The organism is Stappia indica (assembly GCF_001696535.1).
In the GTDB taxonomy this organism is placed as follows: domain Bacteria; phylum Pseudomonadota; class Alphaproteobacteria; order Rhizobiales; family Stappiaceae; genus Stappia; species Stappia indica.
Genome location: NZ_MBQE01000006.1, coordinates 108,119 through 123,457, shown reverse-complemented (window position 1 = coordinate 123,457; position 15,339 = coordinate 108,119). Strand labels below are relative to the sequence as shown.

Here is a 15,339-nt window from a genome sequence, read left to right as displayed (position 1 = left end):
AACCATGAAGACGCCCATGTCAGACATGTCAGAGACCGCGGGGCGGGAGCCGGACGACGACCCGGCCTCGGTCCTCAGCAAAGGCATTGCGCTGCGGCAAGGCCGGCATCTGGCGGAAAGCATCCGTGTGTTGCGCGATGGCGCGCTGCGGCATCCCGCCAGCCTTGCGATCCGGCACGAGCTGGCGGTGTCGCTGCACTGGAACGGCGAGCATGCCGAGAGTCTGGCCCTGACCGGCGAGGTGCTGGCGGCCGAGCCGGCGCACAAGCCGGCGCTCTATGCCCGGGTCGAGATCCTGACGCAGATGAAGGCGTTCGCGGAGGCGGCTGCTGCCGGAGCCGTGCTGGCGCGAGCCTATCCGGCGGAGTGGCAGGCGCAGCTGCGCCATGCCCTGGCGCTGCGCCGTGCCGGCAAGCCGCAGCAGGCCCGCGAGATCATCGGGCGGGTGCTGGCCCGCGCGGACCCTCTCCCGCCGCAGGCGCGGGCGAAATTGCAGGTGGAGGCGTCCCGGTGTCTCACTGATGTTGGCGAGACACGGGCCGCGCTCGAGGCTGTGCGGGCGGCTCTTGAGGAAGCGCCGGACAGCCGCGAGGCTGTCTTCCAGGCGATCGGGCTGGAGCGCCTCGCCCTCGATCATACGGCGGCCTTGCTGCTGTGCGACGAGGCGCTGGCCCGCTGGCCGGACGATGAGGGTCTGGTTCGGCAGAAGGCGGTGACGCTGACGCAGGCGGGCGACATGAGCGGCGTCGAGGCGGTGCTGTCCGCCTCGCGCCACCGGCACGCGGACCTGTGGATCGGGCTGGATCTGGACCTGCGCCGCTTCGACCGCGCGCGGCAGCGGCTCGACGCGCAGATCGCGAAAGGGGAGGAGATCACCCCGGCGCTGCAGCGGCTTGCGATCCGTCTGCTGCAGGGCGAGGGCCGCCACGAGGAAGCCCATGCGCGGCTGCTGGCATACTGGAACCGGGACAGGACGTCGCCCGATGGAGCGGCGCTGGTCCTGAACAGGCTCATTGCCGGCGAGCGCGTCGAGGAGGCGAAAGCCTTTGCCGCCGGGCTGTCCGATGAGCTGAAGCGGCACACGGCTGTCAGGCGGGTGCTGGCCCATCTGCAGCTGACGCTCAGTGAGGTCGAGGCGTTCGCCGATCTCCTCATCGAGGACGCTCGGCAGGCGCCCTCGATCCTCGACCACGTGACGCGGCTGGTGTCGGCGGCCGGGCGATGGGGGTTCGGGACAGCGCCGTCGCGGGCAATCATGGCAGGGCTCGAGCACCTGTTGGCCGAGGCCGAAAGCCGGCTTCCAGAATTCACGCTCGACGTCTTGCGGGCGCATGTCGCCATGGGCACGAGCGCGTGGGCGGAGCTGGCGGAGCGTGCGGAGCGCGCCTGCGGCCAGTCGCCCCGCGACGTGCTGCTGTTGGCGCTGAAGGGGCGGGCGGAGTTCGAGACGGGCCGGTTCGACAGGGCGCTGGCGACGACCTGCGCCGTGCTGGCGCGTCATCCGGCCCATGTCGCGTCGCTGTTGCTGCGCCACGAACTGTTCTTCGTGTTCGGCGATGCCGAGGGCGGGGCGGCGTTTCTCGTCGAGCAGGTCTGCTCCGGCGCGCTGCCCGAAGAGCGGTGGATCTGGATGGTGCGCTACCTCCGGATCCTGGATCCTTCGCCCGGGCTCTCCCGATTGATCGCAGCCCATGCGGGGGACGGCGAGCCGAAGCGGTCCAACGCCGCGAGGCTGGCGCACTATTTCCGGCAATACGAGGACGACCCGACGGGGAAGGCGCCTTCGCCCTATCCGCGCTTCCGCCCGCTGGGCGGTGAGGACCTTCGCGACCTGTTCGCGGCGGCGGAGAGCGGCGAGGCCGAGCCGGGCCTGCCCACGGCCGCGGGGGTCGTTGCGTGGCATCTCCAAGGCAGGGGCGAGGGCGAGGCGAGCGCCGACGGGCAAGCGTGGCTCGCACGCGCGCAGCACGCGACCTATCTGCACCGGGTCATCGGTCCGCGCAATGTGCGCCCCGACATCGACCTGCGGTTCGAGTGGAGCGAGGCCGCTGCCGAGCTGGAAGAGCGGATGCGATCGCGCGTTCCCACGCTGATCGTCGGAACGCATCTGGGACCAGGCAATATGGTTTTCCGCGAGAGCTATTTCCGGAACACCGCGTTCCTGATGAGTTCGGTGACCCGCCACGAGGAGCTGAACAACCGCTACGAGATCATCCGGACGACAGACCGGTTGGCGGCGGCGCGGATCGTCAAATGCCTGAAAGGCGGGATGAGCGTCTTTTCCACCCCGGACTTTCCCGCCGAGACCAATGCCAGGCCCGGCTTTCGCAGCGAGGCGGTCGGCAGCCTGTTCGGGGTGAGCTGCACGCTGCTCGACACCGTGCCGAAGGTCGCCCAGGCACTGGGGGTGCCGATCTACTGGCTGCAGGCCCTGCGCTCGGGCACAAAGGTGCGGGTCGACGTGCGGCGCATGGCCGGCCCCTTGCCGGAAGAGGATACCGCGACATGGTCCGCGCGCTGGGCGCAGGACTATCTCGACCTGCTTGCGGGCGTCATGACGTCGGGGGCGGACAACCAGAACTTCTCGTCCGTCATGTATCGCTATCTCATGCTGAAGAGGAGTGACCTGCGGTTCGCCAGGAGGGAGCCGGAAGCGCCCTAGCCTTGCGCGGCGACCTGGAACCGCAGGGGCGCGGCGCGCGGGCGCTGGTCCTTCGAGGCGGCCTTGTCCGCGTAAAGCCGCGCGTCGGCGAGGGTGAACAGCCGGTCGTGGCCGGCCTCGCCCTCCTGCGACCCGGCAAGGCCGATGGCGGCTGACATCGGCACGGTCTCGCCGTCGAGACGCAGCGGCGACACGGCGACCGTGCGGCGGATCGCCTTCGCCAGCGCCTCCGCCTCGGCAAGGGACGTGCCGGGAAGCAGCAGGGCGAACTCGTCGCCGCCGAGGCGCGCCACCAGATCGCTGGGCCTTGCGCAGGCCTGCAGCATTTTCGCGAAATGCGTCAGCGCCCGGTCGCCGGCCAGATGGCCGAAACGGTCGTTGAGCGGCTTGAAATCGTTGAGATCGATCAGGATCAGGCACCAGGGGCGGGCGCCGGCTTCGTTCTGCAGCAGGTCGGCGCGGGCGGCGAAGGCGCGCCGGTTGGCAAGGCCCGTCAGCGCGTCGGTTTCCGAAAGGTCCTTCAGCTCGCGGTGGAGACCGTCGACGGCCATCAGCGCGAAACCGAGGTTCCAGACGGTGGCGCTGAACACCGTGCAGAGCAGGGCGTAGGAGGCGAGCGCGTAATAGACCTCGTAGTCCAGCGCGCCGGCGAGCACCGCCCCGTTGGAGCCGACGACGAGAAGCTGGCCGGAAAGCGCCACGACGAAGGCGATGGCGGCAATCATGGCGCCGATGCCGGAAATCCGGCTGCGCAGCAGCTGGGCAAGGCAGGCCAGCATCACCAGCGACTGGCCGGAGGCATAGACGATGGCGCGGCCGCGGCCGCTGTCGTGCAGGGCGATCATCACGGCCGCGGCGGCCAGCGTGAAGAGGAGCGCTGCGACCTGTCCGCCGCCTTGCCCGGCGAAGCGCCGCAGGCCGATCCAGAACTGCGAGAAGCCGAAGATGATGATGGTGTTGCCGAGCACGGCGGGCACCAGCGCGCCGGCATTGCCCTGCGTCGCCAGAACCAGGCCGCCGACCAGCGACAGCAGCGTTCCAGCCAGCCAGCAGCGAGCGGCGAGGTGCTGGCGATGCACCCATGCGACCCCCGCCCAGATCGCGGACACGGCCAGCGAGTTGAGGAAGATCAGAATAAAGAGGGTCTGGAAATCGAGAGCGGGCATCGGCGTCATCCTGTTGCCTCCCAGTAGGAGAGGGCGGATGAACGCCGGCTGAACCGGATCGCTACAATTTTACGGATCGGCGCCGGCAACGCGAAACGGGTGCGAGCGTGCCACACGCTGCCGGAAATGGCTGCGGTTGGCGCGTGCGGATCATGATTTTTGATCTTGCCCGTAAGTTTTGCCAGCCTTGCGTTCGTTCCGGCGATTCTGTGGGCCCATTGGGCGATCTTGCGGGCAAATCATCTCATTGCAGATGGAGATGACTAGAACGTGCTCAGTGACGAATTAGGACTCGACTCTGTTCTTGTTTTACCCCAATCTACTCGAGTGGAACGAAAGGAGAACTTTCATGTCTACGTCGGAGCACGCTATTCTCTGCGGCAAATGTCGGCAGCCAGTAACCGCTCGAACCGAGAGTCATGACGAAGAGTTTGGTTGTCGCGACTGCGAGAGCTGGGCGTCAAAGGCAGAAGTCTTCGAGATCGCGAAGCAATACGCGACCGACGCGGCCCAGATTGGGTTTAACCGCTCCGTATCGAGCGTTGCGAGGAAAAGCAAATTAATGACCTTCAAGGGAAAGACCTCCCTGACGAAGGACTACCGCTTCATTCTCGCTGACATGCTCTGAGTGTGAATCCGGGATCTGTCGGTTCTTATTATCAGCAGCGATCAGCACAGCGACGCCTATTGACCGGTCAGTCTGGGGCGCCTGTATAGCGGGGCGTGCCTAAACGTCTTGGCTTCGACGCAATTTTAGTTTGTTTGGGAAAATTTGGTGGAGCCGAGGGGAATCGAACCCCTGACCTCTGCAGTGCGATTGCAGCGCTCTCCCATCTGAGCTACGGCCCCGCTCTTCGAGCGTGAGCGGCATTTAGGAGAGGGCAGGTGCTGCTGTCAAGCATTTCCCCGGCGGGCGGGGACAGCCTGTAGACAAGCCGTGCGCGCGGCCCGGCGCGCGGGCCCGAGGAGCCTTGCGGCGGGCGCGTGCGGCGGCTACATGAGGGGAAATCAAGCCCCGTCGGTCCTAGCCGGAGACCCGCCGCCCATGCGCGCCATCCTCGACGTGATCTTCCTCATCCTCAATCTCTACACGTGGGTGATCATCGCCAGTGCGATCTTCTCCTGGCTCTATGCCTTCAACGTGATCAACGCGCGCAACCAGTTCGTCGCGATGATCGGACAGGTGCTCTACAACCTGACCGAACCGCTGCTGCGGCCGATCCGCCGCGTCGTGCCGTCGATGGGCGGGCTCGACCTGTCGCCGATCATCCTGCTGCTCGGCATCTTCCTGCTGCAGCGGGTGCTGGCCTATTACGTCTATCCCAACGTCTTCTGACGCATTGCCGGCGTGGCCGCGATGACCGGCGATGCCGAGACGGCCTGGAGCACGGCGCGGGACGGGGTGCGCCTTGCGGTGCGGGCAACGCCGCGCGCCGCGCGCGACGGCATCGACGGGCTGATGCGGCTGTCCGACGGGCGCGCCGTGCTTTGCGTGCGGGTGCGTGCCGTCGCCGACAAGGGCGCGGCCAATGCGGCCGTCGCCGCCGTGCTGGCCGCCGGGCTCGGCCTTGCCAAGAGCGATGTGCGGCTCGTTGCCGGGTCGACGGCCCGGCTCAAGACGTTTCTGCTGGCCGCCCGCGATGACGCGGATGCGCAAGCGATTGCCGCTCGCCTTGCCGACATCGCCGGCGGCGGGCAGCTAAAATGACCCTACTTTGCCCCAGTTTGACGGCGTTCCCGGAGGTTCCATGACTGCAAAGCTGATCGACGGCAAGGCGCGGGCGGCGCGCCTGCGCGGCGACGTGCGCGAGGCGGTGTCCGCGCTGAAGGCGGGCCACGGCGTGACGCCCGGCCTTGCGGTGGTGCTGGTCGGCGAGGACCCGGCGAGCCAGGTCTATGTCGCCAACAAGGTGCGCCAGACCGAGGAATGCGGCATGCGCTCCATCGAGCACCGGCTGCCGGCGGACACGCCCGAGGCGGAGCTGCTCGACCTGGTGGCGCGGCTCAATGCCGACCCGGAGGTCGACGGCATCCTGGTGCAGATGCCGCTGCCGTCGCAGATCGACACGGACAAGGTGGTGCTGGCCATCGACCCGGCCAAGGATGTCGACGGGCTGCACCCGACCAATGCCGGGCGGATCGTGCTCGGCCGGCCGGGGCTGGTGCCCTGCACGCCGAAGGGCTGCGTGATGCTGGCGAGCGAGGCGCATGGCGGCGATCTCTCCGGCCTCGACGCGGTGGTGCTCGGCCGTTCGATCCTGGTCGGCAAGCCGGTGGCCCTGCTGCTGCAGAACGCCAACTGCACGGTGACCATGGCGCATTCGCGCACGCGCGACATCGCCGAGCTGTGCCGGCGCGCCGACATTCTGGTGGCGGCCGTCGGCCGGCCGCAGATGGTGCGCGGCGACTGGGTGAAGCCGGGGGCGACGGTGATCGATGTCGGCATCAACCGGGTGCCGGCGCCCGAGCGCGGCGAGGGCAAGACGCGGCTCGTCGGCGATGTCGCCTTCGACGAGGCGGTGAAGGTCGCAGGCGCGATCACCCCGGTGCCGGGCGGGGTCGGGCCGATGACCATTGCCTGCCTGCTGGCGAACACGGTGCAGGCCGCCTGCGCACGCCGGGGACTGCCCGCGCCGGCGCTGTAAGACGGCGCTTCGAAGATCTCCGCAGGCGGGTGAGCGCTGACGACAGGTTGGCGGCTCTCCGGTCCCGGGTCGCGGCTCCGCCTTGCCCGGGAAGACGCAGGAGAGGTCAGCGGAAAGAGCGCTTGCGCGCGGTGCAGCGCAGTCTCCACGGCTGTCACGCCTGCGCAGGCAGGCGTCCAGTATCCGCCGGGGCCGATGGTGGCGCGAAGGCAGCAGCCCCTGGCGTTCCGGCGGCAGCGCCGAGACTTCAGTCGCGACCGTACGGGGTTACTGGATCCCGGTCTTCGGCTTCGCCGAAACCGGGACGACACTTTGTGTGTGGGGTGCGCACTGGCGTGCCTTCGTCGCCGCTCTGGGTGCCAATGGTTCCCGGTTCTGCGTTGCGCTTGATCGGGATGACCTTACGGGAGGGGCTGCTCCGAAACAGCGTCCTGAACAACACTACCCCGAAAACGAAAAAGCGCGCCGGAGGGCGCGCTTTTTGTTTGTCTGAATGCGGAAGTCCGCCGATCAGGCGCGGTTGGCGTTTTCGCCGGTCGTCGGGGCCGGGATCAGAACCGCGAGCATCAGCCGGTAGGGCACGAGCAGGGCGGCGGCGACCAGCAGCTTCACCGTGAAATCGCCGGCAGCCCAGGACAGCCAGCGCGGCAGCTCCAGCGAAAACACGCCGAGGAAGGGCGCGGCCGAGGTCGCGAACTCGTCGCCATAGCCGAGCAGCGGCGTGGCGGCCATCGAGAAGGCGAGGCCGAAGAACAGAACCGTGTCGAGGATCGAGGCCAGCGTCGAGGAGACAGCCGGGGCCAGCCACCAGGTGAAGCGGCGCAGTCGGTCGAAGACGGCGATGTCGAGCAGGTGGGCCATCAGGAAGGCCGAGCCGGAGGCGACCGCGATGCGCGGGGTCGCGAGCCAGATCGACAGCAGCACGGCGAGGGCAAAGCCGACGAGGACGACCTTGCGTGCAGCGCGCGGGCCGAAGCGGCGATTGGTGAGGTCGGTGACGAGGAAGGCGGCCGGATAGGTGAAGGCGCCCCAGGTCAGCAGGTCGGCAAGGTTCAGCCCGCCCAGCGTCGCGTCCAGCGGATACTGGACGAGAATGTTGGAGGCGACGACGACCACCGCCATGGCAAGGACCGCGGGGGCGGCCTGCGCGAGGGTGAAGGGGGCCGGTGCGAAGCGGGGCTGCGTCATGTCACTCATCCTGACCTGCGGCCGCATGCCGGCCGGGTGCGGTGCGGGCCCGGCCGATGCCGGAACCGCGACCGGGAAACGCGAAAAGAGGCGCCATGGCGCCTCCTGCAAGCTCGATCGTCGATGATCGCATCCTGTCCGGCGGGCAGGGCCTGCCGGACGAGCGCGCGTATCAGGCCGCAGCAGCCGAAGCGGCCATGCGACGCTTGATCTCGGTGCGCAGGATGCGGGCCTTCGGCGACAGGTCGCTCTCGGCAGCCTTCAGAAGGAAGGCATCGAGGCCGCCGCGATGCTCGACCGAGCGCAGCGCATGCGCGGAGATGCGCAGCTTGTAGGTCTCGCCCAGCGCGTCGGAAATCAGCGACACGTTGCACAGGTTCGGCAGGAACCGGCGGCGCGACTTGTTGTTGGCGTGGCTGACGTTGTTACCGGTCATCACGTCCTTGCCGGTGAGTTCGCAACGGCGTGCCATGGGACACCTTTTTCTTTCTTCTCGGAGCAAGCCCCGATCGTTTCAAGACGGGGCGGATGCCCCTGCTGGAGATTGCCGGGGCGTTCGCGGACCCGCACGGCCCGGCGCCCATTGTCCGGCAATGGTCGAAAAGTCGGCCTGCTATACGGGGCGCGCGACGCGCCGTCAAGGCGTCTTGCATGCGAATTCGCGCGAAAGCGGCGGGGCAGGGCGCCTTGCGCGTCGGCCCGCCGATGGCGCGGGCAGACCTGCAGGCATGGCGATAGCGCAAGCGTGGCGCCGGCGCAACGCGGCGGGCCTCATGTGCCGAAGCGGCATGCAGGACATTTGCAGTCCGTTAACCATGCGGTTACCGTGCTCCCTGAAAATGCATGCGTGAACGGTTCGCCGTCCCGTGCGGACTGCCCGGCAGAAAAGCCGGGCCGTACGGGGACGGGCATTCGCCCCGATCCGGCCTCGGCCACTTCCCCGACAGCATCGCGCGTCCCGCCCGGCGGGCCCGGGTGACGGAGGAGCGCAGAGGCGGAAAAGAAAAGACAGGGCGAAGCCGAAGTCGAGTGTGTTGTCCTGCCGGCCGCGGCCGTGCGGTGTGTGAGGTTCCGATGTCCAGGCTCTTCCTTTCGTCTGCAAGGCCCCAGCCGTCTTCCGGGGCCCAGATCCGCCGCCTGCTTCCCGCCGGCCTTGCCGCCGCTGCCCTGCTCGCCGCCCCCCTGGGCGCCGGCGCGGCGAAGGCGGAGACCGCGCGGCTCGGCGGCGTCTACGATATCTCCGTCGCGGGCTTCAAGATCGCCCGCGGCTCGCTGTCGCTGGTGCTGCAGGCCAATGCCTATTCGGCCAAGGTCGGCATGGAGCCGGCCGGCATCGGCACGCTGTTTTCCGCCGGCAAGGGCGGGGCGGAGGCTTCCGGCTGGGTGTCCGGCAAGAAGGTGGTGCCGTCCAGCTACAAGATGGCCTCGCGCGCGGCCGACCGCGACTTCTTCGTCGACCTGGCGCAGGGCTCCGGCAAGGTCCGCTCGATGCGCGTGACGCCGAAGTTCAAACCCAATCCGGAGCGGATCGAGGTCACCAAGAAGCACACGCGCAACGTGGTCGACCCGCTCAGCGCCATCCTGATGCCGGTGAAGGCCGCCAAGGGCCAGCCGGACGCCGCGGTCTGCGACCGCCGCATCCCGGTCTTCGACGGCTGGACGCGCTTCGACATCCAGCTCGGCTTCAAGGAAATCCGCGAAGTGTCGGGCAAGGGCTACGACGGCAAGGTGGTGGTCTGCTCGGCGCGCTGGATCCCGGTCGCCGGCCATCGTCCCTCGACCAAGTCGGTGAAGTACATGGCCGAGAACCGCAGCATGGAAGCCTGGCTGGCACCGCTCGGCTCGGGCCGCGTCTTCGTGCCCTACCGCATCGAGATGGGCACCAACAGCGGCACGCTGGTGGTGGAACCGCGCCAGCTCGACTTCAAGGCCGGGCGGGACCAGGCCGCCCGCTGAGGCGAAAAACCGCTGCGGGTCGATCCCCGAATTTTGCAAGCGCCGGCGCGGATCTCTCCCGCCGGCGCTTGCATTTTCGCCTCGCGCACGCCATGTCGACGCGGCGGGCAACTTGACAGCGGCAGCCTCCCTCGCCAGTGTCGCGCCGCAAATGACCCGGCGGTGGCATGAGGCCGCGCCGCAGACTTTCTGGACCGGTACACCGATGCACAGCTTCCTCGAGTTCGAAAAACCCGTCGCCGACCTGCAGGGCAAGGTCCATGAGTTGCGGTCGGTCGCGGGTTCGGGCGAGGCGGTCGAGATATCGGGCGAGATCGAGCGGCTGGAGAAGAAGGCCGAGCAGACGCTGCGCGACCTCTATTCGCGGCTGACGCCCTGGCAGAAGACGCTGGTGGCGCGCCATCCGGACCGCCCGCACGCGGCCGACTACATCACCGGGCTGATCGAGGACTTCACGCCGCTGGCCGGCGACCGCGGCTATGCCGAGGATGCGGCGATCATCGCCGGCATCGGCCGGTTCCGCGGCCGCTCGGTGGCGATCCTCGGCCAGGAGAAGGGCGCCGATACCCAGTCGCGGCTCAAGCACAATTTCGGCATGGCGCGGCCCGAGGGCTATCGCAAGGCGGTGCGCATCATGCACATGGCCGAGCGGTTCGGCCTGCCGGTCGTCTCCTTCGTCGACACCGCCGGCGCCTATCCCGGCATCGGCGCCGAGGAGCGCGGCCAGGCCGAGGCCATTGCCCGCTCGACGGATGCATGCCTGGCGCTCGGCACGGCGAATCTTGCGCTGATCATCGGCGAAGGCGGTTCGGGCGGTGCCATCGCCATCGCCACGGCCAACCACGTCGCCATGCTGGAGCATGCGATCTACAGCGTGATCTCGCCGGAGGCCGGCGCCTCGATCCTGTGGCGCGACAGCGCCCGGGCGCAGGACGCGGCCACCAACATGAAGATCACCGCGCAGGACCTGATCCAGCTGAAGGTGATCGACGAGATCGTCGAGGAGCCGCTGGGCGGCGCGCACCGGGCCAAGGCCATCGTCATCGACCGCGCCGGCGCGGCCATCGACAAGGCGCTGACCCGTTTCGACGGCATGAGCGGCGACGAGATCCGCGCCCATCGCCGCGACAAGTTCCTGGCCATCGGCCGGTCGCTGTAAGGCTTGCGGGCGACGCGCCCGCGGTCTGCCGCCAAAACGCCAGAATCTTGCGTCAGCAAGGCGCGAGCATTGCGAAATCCGTCCGCAGGGCAGGAGCGCGGGGACGTCAGCGTCCCGGTCGCGGCCGCCGGACAGGAACTGGCTGGGTAACTCCCAAGTGACTGGCCTTGCAGGCCGCGCGCGCCGATACTGACGCCGTGGCCGGCAGGTGCACGGGTTCGCGCGGCAGGGATTTCGAACAAGGTTTCGGGCACGTTTTCGAGCAGGACTTCAGGCAGACAGGCATGATGGTGCAGGGGATCGCGCGGTTGCGCAAAAACACCCGCAGGACGCTTGTGGCGCTGGCGCTGGCCGGCGCGCTCGCCGGCTGTCAGGCCGACGAGATGATCACCGCCGGGCCCAAGCACCTGCGCGAGATCAGCGCCAGCATCAAGCAGAAGATGCCGGGCCTCGACATGTCGATGACCAGCCCGATCATGCTGCGCATCTTCAAGGAAGAATCGACGCTCGAGGTCTGGAAGCAGACGCGCTCGGGGCGCTTCGCCCTGCTGGAGACCTTTGAGATCTGCAAGTGGTCCGGCGAACTGGGCCCGAAGATCAAGGAAGGCGACCGCCAGGCGCCGGAAGGCTTCTACGAGATCACCCCGGCCCTGATGAACCCGAACTCCAGCTATCACCTGGCGTTCAACCTCGGCTATCCCAACAAGTTCGACCGCTCGCACAACCGCACCGGCACGCATTTGATGGTGCATGGCGCGTGTTCTTCGCGCGGGTGCTACGCGATGACCGACCAGCAGGTGCAGGACATCTACGGCCTGGCGCGCGAGAGCTTCAAGGGCGGCCAGCGCTCGTTCCAGGTGCAGGCCTTCCCCTTCCGCATGACCGCGGAGAACATGGCCAAGCACCGCAAGTCCGAGCATTACGACTTCTGGCGGATGCTGAAGAGCGGCTACGACCATTTCGAGGTCACCAAGCAGCCGCCGAAGATCGACGTCTGCGAGAAGCGCTACGTCTTCGACGCCGTGCCGCTGGTGGAGGGCGTGCCGTTCCGCGCCACCGCCAAGTGCCCGGAATTCGACGTGCCGGACGGCATCAAGGTGGCGGTCGCCAAGAAGCAGCGCACGGACGACCAGAAGATCATCGAGATCGCCGAGGCGGAAGAGCGCTCCGAGCGCCGCCGCGCGCAGATCGCCGCGATCTTCGGCAACAGCGAGACGGACAAGGCCGGCGAGAGCACGCAGACGGCAACGGGCGAGGCGGCTCCTGCGGCCGGCACCAGCCAGCCCGTCGCAGTGGCCGCGACCAGTGCAGCGCCTGCGGCAGCCGCCGCAACCGCTCCGGCGGCAACGGCAATGGCAGCAGCTGCCCCCGCAGCGACGGCCGATGCGGCCACGCAGCAGACGGCGTTCGCCCCGACGGAGCAGAAGTCGTCCGGCGGGTTCTTCAGCCGGCTGTTCTCTGGCGGCGGTTCGCAGGAGACGGAAGCTGTCGACGGCACGCCGGATCCGGATGCGCCGGTGCCCCCCGCCAAGCCCTGATCATTGGATCTAGCGTAAGTTTATGCCCAGATCGCCATCCGCAGGCCTCTCGCGTCGCGCTCCGGCGCGGGCGGGAAGGATGCCGCGCGCCCTTGCGCGATGCGCTCGGCGATCACCGCGTTGACGCAGGCGTCGATCAGATCGTCGCGGCCGGCCCCGGAGGGCGGGCGCTGGCGCAGGAACGCCTCGTCGTAGCCATGGCGGCCGAGAAGCGCGATGCGCTCGTCGAGGCCGGGCATGCTGGCCGCGCTTTTCACCTTCTTCGGCAGGCTCATCGCCTGTTCGCCGTTGAGCCGCCAGAAGGCGAGCTCGGGGTGGACCTCGAAGACCCGCGCCTCCAGCGCCGGGGTCATCAGCGCGTCGATCTCGCGGATCTTCGGGAAGAGGTGGAAGGCCTGGCGGGAGACCTTGCGCGGCGGCTCTGAGGTCGCGAGCGCGGTGCTGCATGCCTCGCCATAGTCCTGGCAGAACACGGCGGCCCGCGAGGGCACCGAAAAGACCGAGGACTGGCGCTGGCCGAGCAGCGGGCGCACGCAGCGCTCCGGCCCGCGCCCGCCGAGGCCTGCACGATCCGGCAGGCCGATGGGCATGTCGACGGCAAGGATGGAGATGCCCGGATCGGCGAGGAGCTCGCCGAAGGCCTGCAGCATCAGCAGCGTGTGGCACGGCGGGGCATCCGGCGCCTGACGCTCGCGCAGGACCGCGATCCACCCTGAGCGGCAGCCGTCGATGCCGGCCACCCGCAGCATGGCGGCTGGGTCCCGGCCGCTCAGGCGCGCAGCGGCGCGTCGAGCACGCGGCGGCAGGAGATGAGCGCCATCGGGTTGATCAGCGAGGACTGCTCGTCGGCCAGCAGCAGATCGCGGGCGTGGCGCTTGACCGAGCGGGCGACCATCTCGAACACGGTGGCGGCGGAGCGCTTCAGCACGGCCTCGTCGTCGAGCCCGGCCATCAGCCCGGCGGTGAACATGGCGGCCATCAGGTCGCCGGTGCCGTGCGGCGCGTTGGGCACCAGCCCGTGCTCGGCGGCGATGATGGCGCGGGGCGTCACCAGCAGGTTGCAGGTGGAGTTGCGACGCATGGCGGGCGCGGAGGTGACCAGCACGCGCTGCGGCCCGAGCGCGCGGGCGGCGGCGATGGTGTCGGCCTCGCTCTCGATGCGACGCCCGCTCATCCATTGCAGCTCGAAGAGGTTGGGTGTCGCCACATCCGCGAGCGGCAGCAGCGTGTCGCGCACGGCGGCGGCGGTTTCCTGCGGCACGTAGAGGTCGCCGTCGTCGCCGCTGATCGGGTCGCAGAGATAGAGCGCGTTCGGATTGGCCTTGCGCACCGCCGCGACGAGGCGGGCGACGGCGGCGGCCTGTCCCGGGCTGCCGAGATAGCCGGAAACGACCGCGCCGATGCGCGGCAGCCGGTCGGTCCCGATCAGGTCGTCGGCGAGGGCGTCGAAGCCCGCATCGTCCTGAACATGGCGATGGCCGCGCCCCTCGTCGGGGTTCCACGGCAGCAGGATGGTGGGCAGGAACCAGACCTGGTGGCCGAGCCGTTCCAGCGCGAAGAGCGTGACGCGGCCGCCGACGGAACCGCGCACCACCTGCGAATTGACGACGAGGACATCGCGCGCGTCGGGCGCGGCGGGCGGAAACGCGCTCATTCGGCGGCGGACCGTTCGCCGCCGAAGCGGTTGCGGATGTACTCGTCGACCATCGCCTTGAACTCCTCGGCAATGCCGGCGCCGCGCAGGGTCGCGACCTTCTTGCCGTCGACGAAGACGGGGGCGGAGGGCGCCTCGCCGGTGCCGGGCAGGGAGATGCCGATATCGGCGAACTTGCTCTCGCCCGGTCCGTTGACGATGCAGCCCATCACCGCGACGTTGAGCGCCTCGACGCCGGGATATTTCTCGCGCCACACCGGCATGGAGCGGCGGATGTCGTCCTGGATGTCGCGGGCCAACTCCTGGAACACGGTGGAGGTGGTGCGGCCGCACCCCGGGCAGGCGGCAACCACGGGGATGAAGGCGCGGAAGCCCATCACCTGCAGCAGCTCCTGCGCCACCTGCACCTCGCGGGTGCGGTCGCCGCCGGGCTCCGGCGTCAGCGAGACGCGGATCGTGTCGCCGATGCCCTGCTGCAGCAGGATGCCCATGGAGGCGGCAGAGGCGACGATGCCCTTGGTGCCCATGCCGGCCTCGGTGAGGCCGAGATGCAGGGCGTAGTCGCAGCGCGCGGCGAGATCCGCATAGACGGCGATGAGGTCCTGCACCTGGCTGACCTTGGCCGAGAGGATGATCTTGTCGCGGCCCATGCCGAGTTCCTCGGCCCGGGCGGCGGACAGAAGCCCGGACCGCACGATCGCCTCGCGCATCACCGCCGCGGCCGAGACGGGCGCGGGGCTGGCGGCGTTCTCGTCCATCAGGTGGGTCAGCAGCTCCTGGTCGAGCGAGCCCCAGTTGACGCCGATGCGCACCGGCTTGTCGTGCTTCAGCGCGATCTCGATGATCTCGGAAAACTGCCGGTCGCGCTTGTCGCGAAAGCCGACATTGCCGGGATTGATGCGATACTTCTCCAGCGCCTCTGCACAGGCCGGATGGTCGTTCAGCAGCTTGTGGCCGATATAGTGGAAGTCGCCGACCAGCGGCACATGCAAGCCGATCCGCTCCAGCCGCTCGCGGATGCGCGGCACGGCGGCGGCGCTCTCGTCGCGGTCGACGGTGATGCGCACGATCTCCGAGCCGGCCCGCGCCAGGGCGGAGACCTGGGCGACGGTGGCGTCGATATCGGCAGTGTCGGTGTTGGTCATCGACTGGACGACGACCGGGGCGCCGCCGCCGACGGTGACCGAGCCGACCTTCACCGGGACCGAGACGCGCCGTGCGGCCGGTCCGGCCTGCGTTTCGCGGATGGGGCTGTTGCTCTGCATGTCGCCGATCGTCCCGATCTTGCGGAAGGCCTGCGCCCCCGCCTTGCAAGGATACCGCCGATTGAATAGGGCGCGCCACGTGCTTTCGCAAGGCCGCAGCAGGGGG

General features: G+C 68.8%; 14 protein-coding genes and 1 tRNA gene. 8 read left to right on the top strand and 7 right to left on the bottom strand.

Translation table 11 applies throughout. From position 1 onward, the window contains the following. The first annotated feature begins 16 nt into the window (after positions 1 to 16). A complete protein-coding gene (locus BBX35_RS20660) occupies positions 17 to 2,662 on the top strand; it encodes a hypothetical protein (RefSeq protein WP_141687900.1) in 2,646 nt (881 codons plus the stop codon). Here the strand turns inward: BBX35_RS20660 and BBX35_RS20655 are convergent. Then, positions 2,659 to 3,828, bottom strand: coding sequence for a GGDEF domain-containing protein (locus tag BBX35_RS20655; protein ID WP_067224220.1), 1,170 nt, complete (start codon positions 3,826 to 3,828; stop codon positions 2,659 to 2,661). The genes BBX35_RS20660 and BBX35_RS20655 overlap by 4 nt on opposite strands. A gap of 349 nt (positions 3,829 to 4,177) precedes the next feature. Between BBX35_RS20655 and BBX35_RS20650 the strand changes: the two genes are divergently transcribed. Next, on the top strand, positions 4,178 to 4,456 hold the full coding sequence (locus BBX35_RS20650; RefSeq protein ID WP_067224218.1) for a hypothetical protein: 279 nt from the start codon (positions 4,178 to 4,180) through the stop codon (positions 4,454 to 4,456). A 145-nt stretch (positions 4,457 to 4,601) separates the two neighbouring features. On the opposite strand, the gene BBX35_RS20645 is transcribed toward BBX35_RS20650, so the two are convergent. Further along, positions 4,602 to 4,677 (bottom strand) — tRNA-Ala (locus tag BBX35_RS20645). Positions 4,678 to 4,873: 196 nt separating this feature from the next. Between BBX35_RS20645 and BBX35_RS20640 the strand changes: the two genes are divergently transcribed. Genes BBX35_RS20640 through folD form a run of 3 tightly spaced genes read left to right on the top strand, consistent with a single transcriptional unit; the run spans position 4,874 to position 6,473 of the window. Beyond that, entirely contained in the window at positions 4,874 to 5,164 is a 291-nt protein-coding gene (locus BBX35_RS20640; protein ID WP_067224216.1) for a YggT family protein, read from the top strand. Positions 5,165 to 5,185: 21 nt separating this feature from the next. Continuing rightward, positions 5,186 to 5,536, top strand: a complete 351-nt coding sequence (locus tag BBX35_RS20635) for a DUF167 family protein (RefSeq protein ID WP_067224215.1) — start codon at positions 5,186 to 5,188, stop codon at positions 5,534 to 5,536. Positions 5,537 to 5,576: 40 nt separating this feature from the next. Then, entirely contained in the window at positions 5,577 to 6,473 is an 897-nt protein-coding gene (folD, locus tag BBX35_RS20630) for a bifunctional methylenetetrahydrofolate dehydrogenase/methenyltetrahydrofolate cyclohydrolase FolD (RefSeq protein ID WP_067224213.1), read from the top strand. Between the two features lie 510 nt (positions 6,474 to 6,983). Here the strand turns inward: folD and BBX35_RS20625 are convergent. Together BBX35_RS20625 and rpmB are read right to left on the bottom strand one after the other, a co-directional pair. Then, the gene (locus tag BBX35_RS20625; RefSeq protein ID WP_067224212.1) at positions 6,984 to 7,661 is read right to left on the bottom strand and encodes a VUT family protein; all 678 of its coding nucleotides are present in this window, start codon (positions 7,659 to 7,661) and stop codon (positions 6,984 to 6,986) included. Between the two features lie 172 nt (positions 7,662 to 7,833). After that, positions 7,834 to 8,133 (bottom strand): 50S ribosomal protein L28, encoded by a 300-nt coding sequence (gene rpmB, locus BBX35_RS20620; protein ID WP_067224210.1) that lies wholly within the window; start codon positions 8,131 to 8,133, stop codon positions 7,834 to 7,836. Between the two features lie 602 nt (positions 8,134 to 8,735). On the opposite strand from rpmB, the gene BBX35_RS20615 reads away from it, so the two are divergent. The 3 genes from BBX35_RS20615 to BBX35_RS20605 all read left to right on the top strand — a co-directional run bounded on the left by BBX35_RS20615 (position 8,736) and on the right by BBX35_RS20605 (position 12,314). Then, positions 8,736 to 9,617 carry a DUF3108 domain-containing protein gene (locus tag BBX35_RS20615; RefSeq protein ID WP_083206497.1) on the top strand — a complete coding sequence of 294 codons (882 nt, stop codon included), beginning with the start codon at positions 8,736 to 8,738 and terminating at the stop codon, positions 9,615 to 9,617. Positions 9,618 to 9,822: 205 nt separating this feature from the next. Further along, positions 9,823 to 10,776: an acetyl-CoA carboxylase carboxyltransferase subunit alpha gene (locus BBX35_RS20610; protein ID WP_067224208.1), complete on the top strand. Its 954-nt coding sequence runs from the start codon at positions 9,823 to 9,825 to the stop codon at positions 10,774 to 10,776. Positions 10,777 to 11,060: 284 nt separating this feature from the next. Then, on the top strand, positions 11,061 to 12,314 hold the full coding sequence (locus tag BBX35_RS20605; RefSeq protein WP_083206496.1) for a L,D-transpeptidase family protein: 1,254 nt from the start codon (positions 11,061 to 11,063) through the stop codon (positions 12,312 to 12,314). A 20-nt stretch (positions 12,315 to 12,334) separates the two neighbouring features. On the opposite strand, the gene BBX35_RS20600 is transcribed toward BBX35_RS20605, so the two are convergent. The 3 genes from BBX35_RS20600 to ispG are packed head-to-tail and all read right to left on the bottom strand — an operon-like array spanning position 12,335 to position 15,233. Then, positions 12,335 to 13,063, bottom strand: a complete 729-nt coding sequence (locus BBX35_RS20600; RefSeq protein ID WP_067224206.1) for a DUF429 domain-containing protein — start codon at positions 13,061 to 13,063, stop codon at positions 12,335 to 12,337. 20 nt (positions 13,064 to 13,083) lie between these two features. Then, a complete protein-coding gene (pdxY, locus tag BBX35_RS20595; protein ID WP_067224205.1) occupies positions 13,084 to 13,968 on the bottom strand; it encodes a pyridoxal kinase in 885 nt (294 codons plus the stop codon). Beyond that, a complete protein-coding gene (gene ispG, locus BBX35_RS20590; protein WP_067224203.1) occupies positions 13,965 to 15,233 on the bottom strand; it encodes a flavodoxin-dependent (E)-4-hydroxy-3-methylbut-2-enyl-diphosphate synthase in 1,269 nt (422 codons plus the stop codon). Before ispG ends, pdxY begins: the two co-directional genes overlap by 4 nt. Between the last annotated feature and the right edge of the window lie 106 nt (positions 15,234 to 15,339).

What these genes read in the sequence shown, in the direction of transcription:
- BBX35_RS20660 (WP_141687900.1), top strand. Translation starts at nt 17, where the DNA reads ATGTCAGACATGTCAGAGACCGCGGGGCGGGAGCCGGACGACGACCCG.
- ispG (WP_067224203.1), bottom strand. Translation starts at nt 15,233, where the DNA reads ATGCAGAGCAACAGCCCCATCCGCGAAACGCAGGCCGGACCGGCCGCA.
- rpmB (WP_067224210.1), bottom strand. Translation starts at nt 8,133, where the DNA reads ATGGCACGCCGTTGCGAACTCACCGGCAAGGACGTGATGACCGGTAAC.
- BBX35_RS20615 (WP_083206497.1), top strand. Translation starts at nt 8,736, where the DNA reads ATGTCCAGGCTCTTCCTTTCGTCTGCAAGGCCCCAGCCGTCTTCCGGG.
- BBX35_RS20635 (WP_067224215.1), top strand. Translation starts at nt 5,186, where the DNA reads ATGACCGGCGATGCCGAGACGGCCTGGAGCACGGCGCGGGACGGGGTG.
- pdxY (WP_067224205.1), bottom strand. Translation starts at nt 13,968, where the DNA reads ATGAGCGCGTTTCCGCCCGCCGCGCCCGACGCGCGCGATGTCCTCGTC.
- BBX35_RS20655 (WP_067224220.1), bottom strand. Translation starts at nt 3,828, where the DNA reads ATGCCCGCTCTCGATTTCCAGACCCTCTTTATTCTGATCTTCCTCAAC.
- BBX35_RS20600 (WP_067224206.1), bottom strand. Translation starts at nt 13,063, where the DNA reads ATGCTGCGGGTGGCCGGCATCGACGGCTGCCGCTCAGGGTGGATCGCG.
- BBX35_RS20605 (WP_083206496.1), top strand. Translation starts at nt 11,061, where the DNA reads ATGATGGTGCAGGGGATCGCGCGGTTGCGCAAAAACACCCGCAGGACG.
- BBX35_RS20650 (WP_067224218.1), top strand. Translation starts at nt 4,178, where the DNA reads ATGTCTACGTCGGAGCACGCTATTCTCTGCGGCAAATGTCGGCAGCCA.
- BBX35_RS20625 (WP_067224212.1), bottom strand. Translation starts at nt 7,661, where the DNA reads ATGACGCAGCCCCGCTTCGCACCGGCCCCCTTCACCCTCGCGCAGGCC.
- BBX35_RS20610 (WP_067224208.1), top strand. Translation starts at nt 9,823, where the DNA reads ATGCACAGCTTCCTCGAGTTCGAAAAACCCGTCGCCGACCTGCAGGGC.
- BBX35_RS20640 (WP_067224216.1), top strand. Translation starts at nt 4,874, where the DNA reads ATGCGCGCCATCCTCGACGTGATCTTCCTCATCCTCAATCTCTACACG.
- folD (WP_067224213.1), top strand. Translation starts at nt 5,577, where the DNA reads ATGACTGCAAAGCTGATCGACGGCAAGGCGCGGGCGGCGCGCCTGCGC.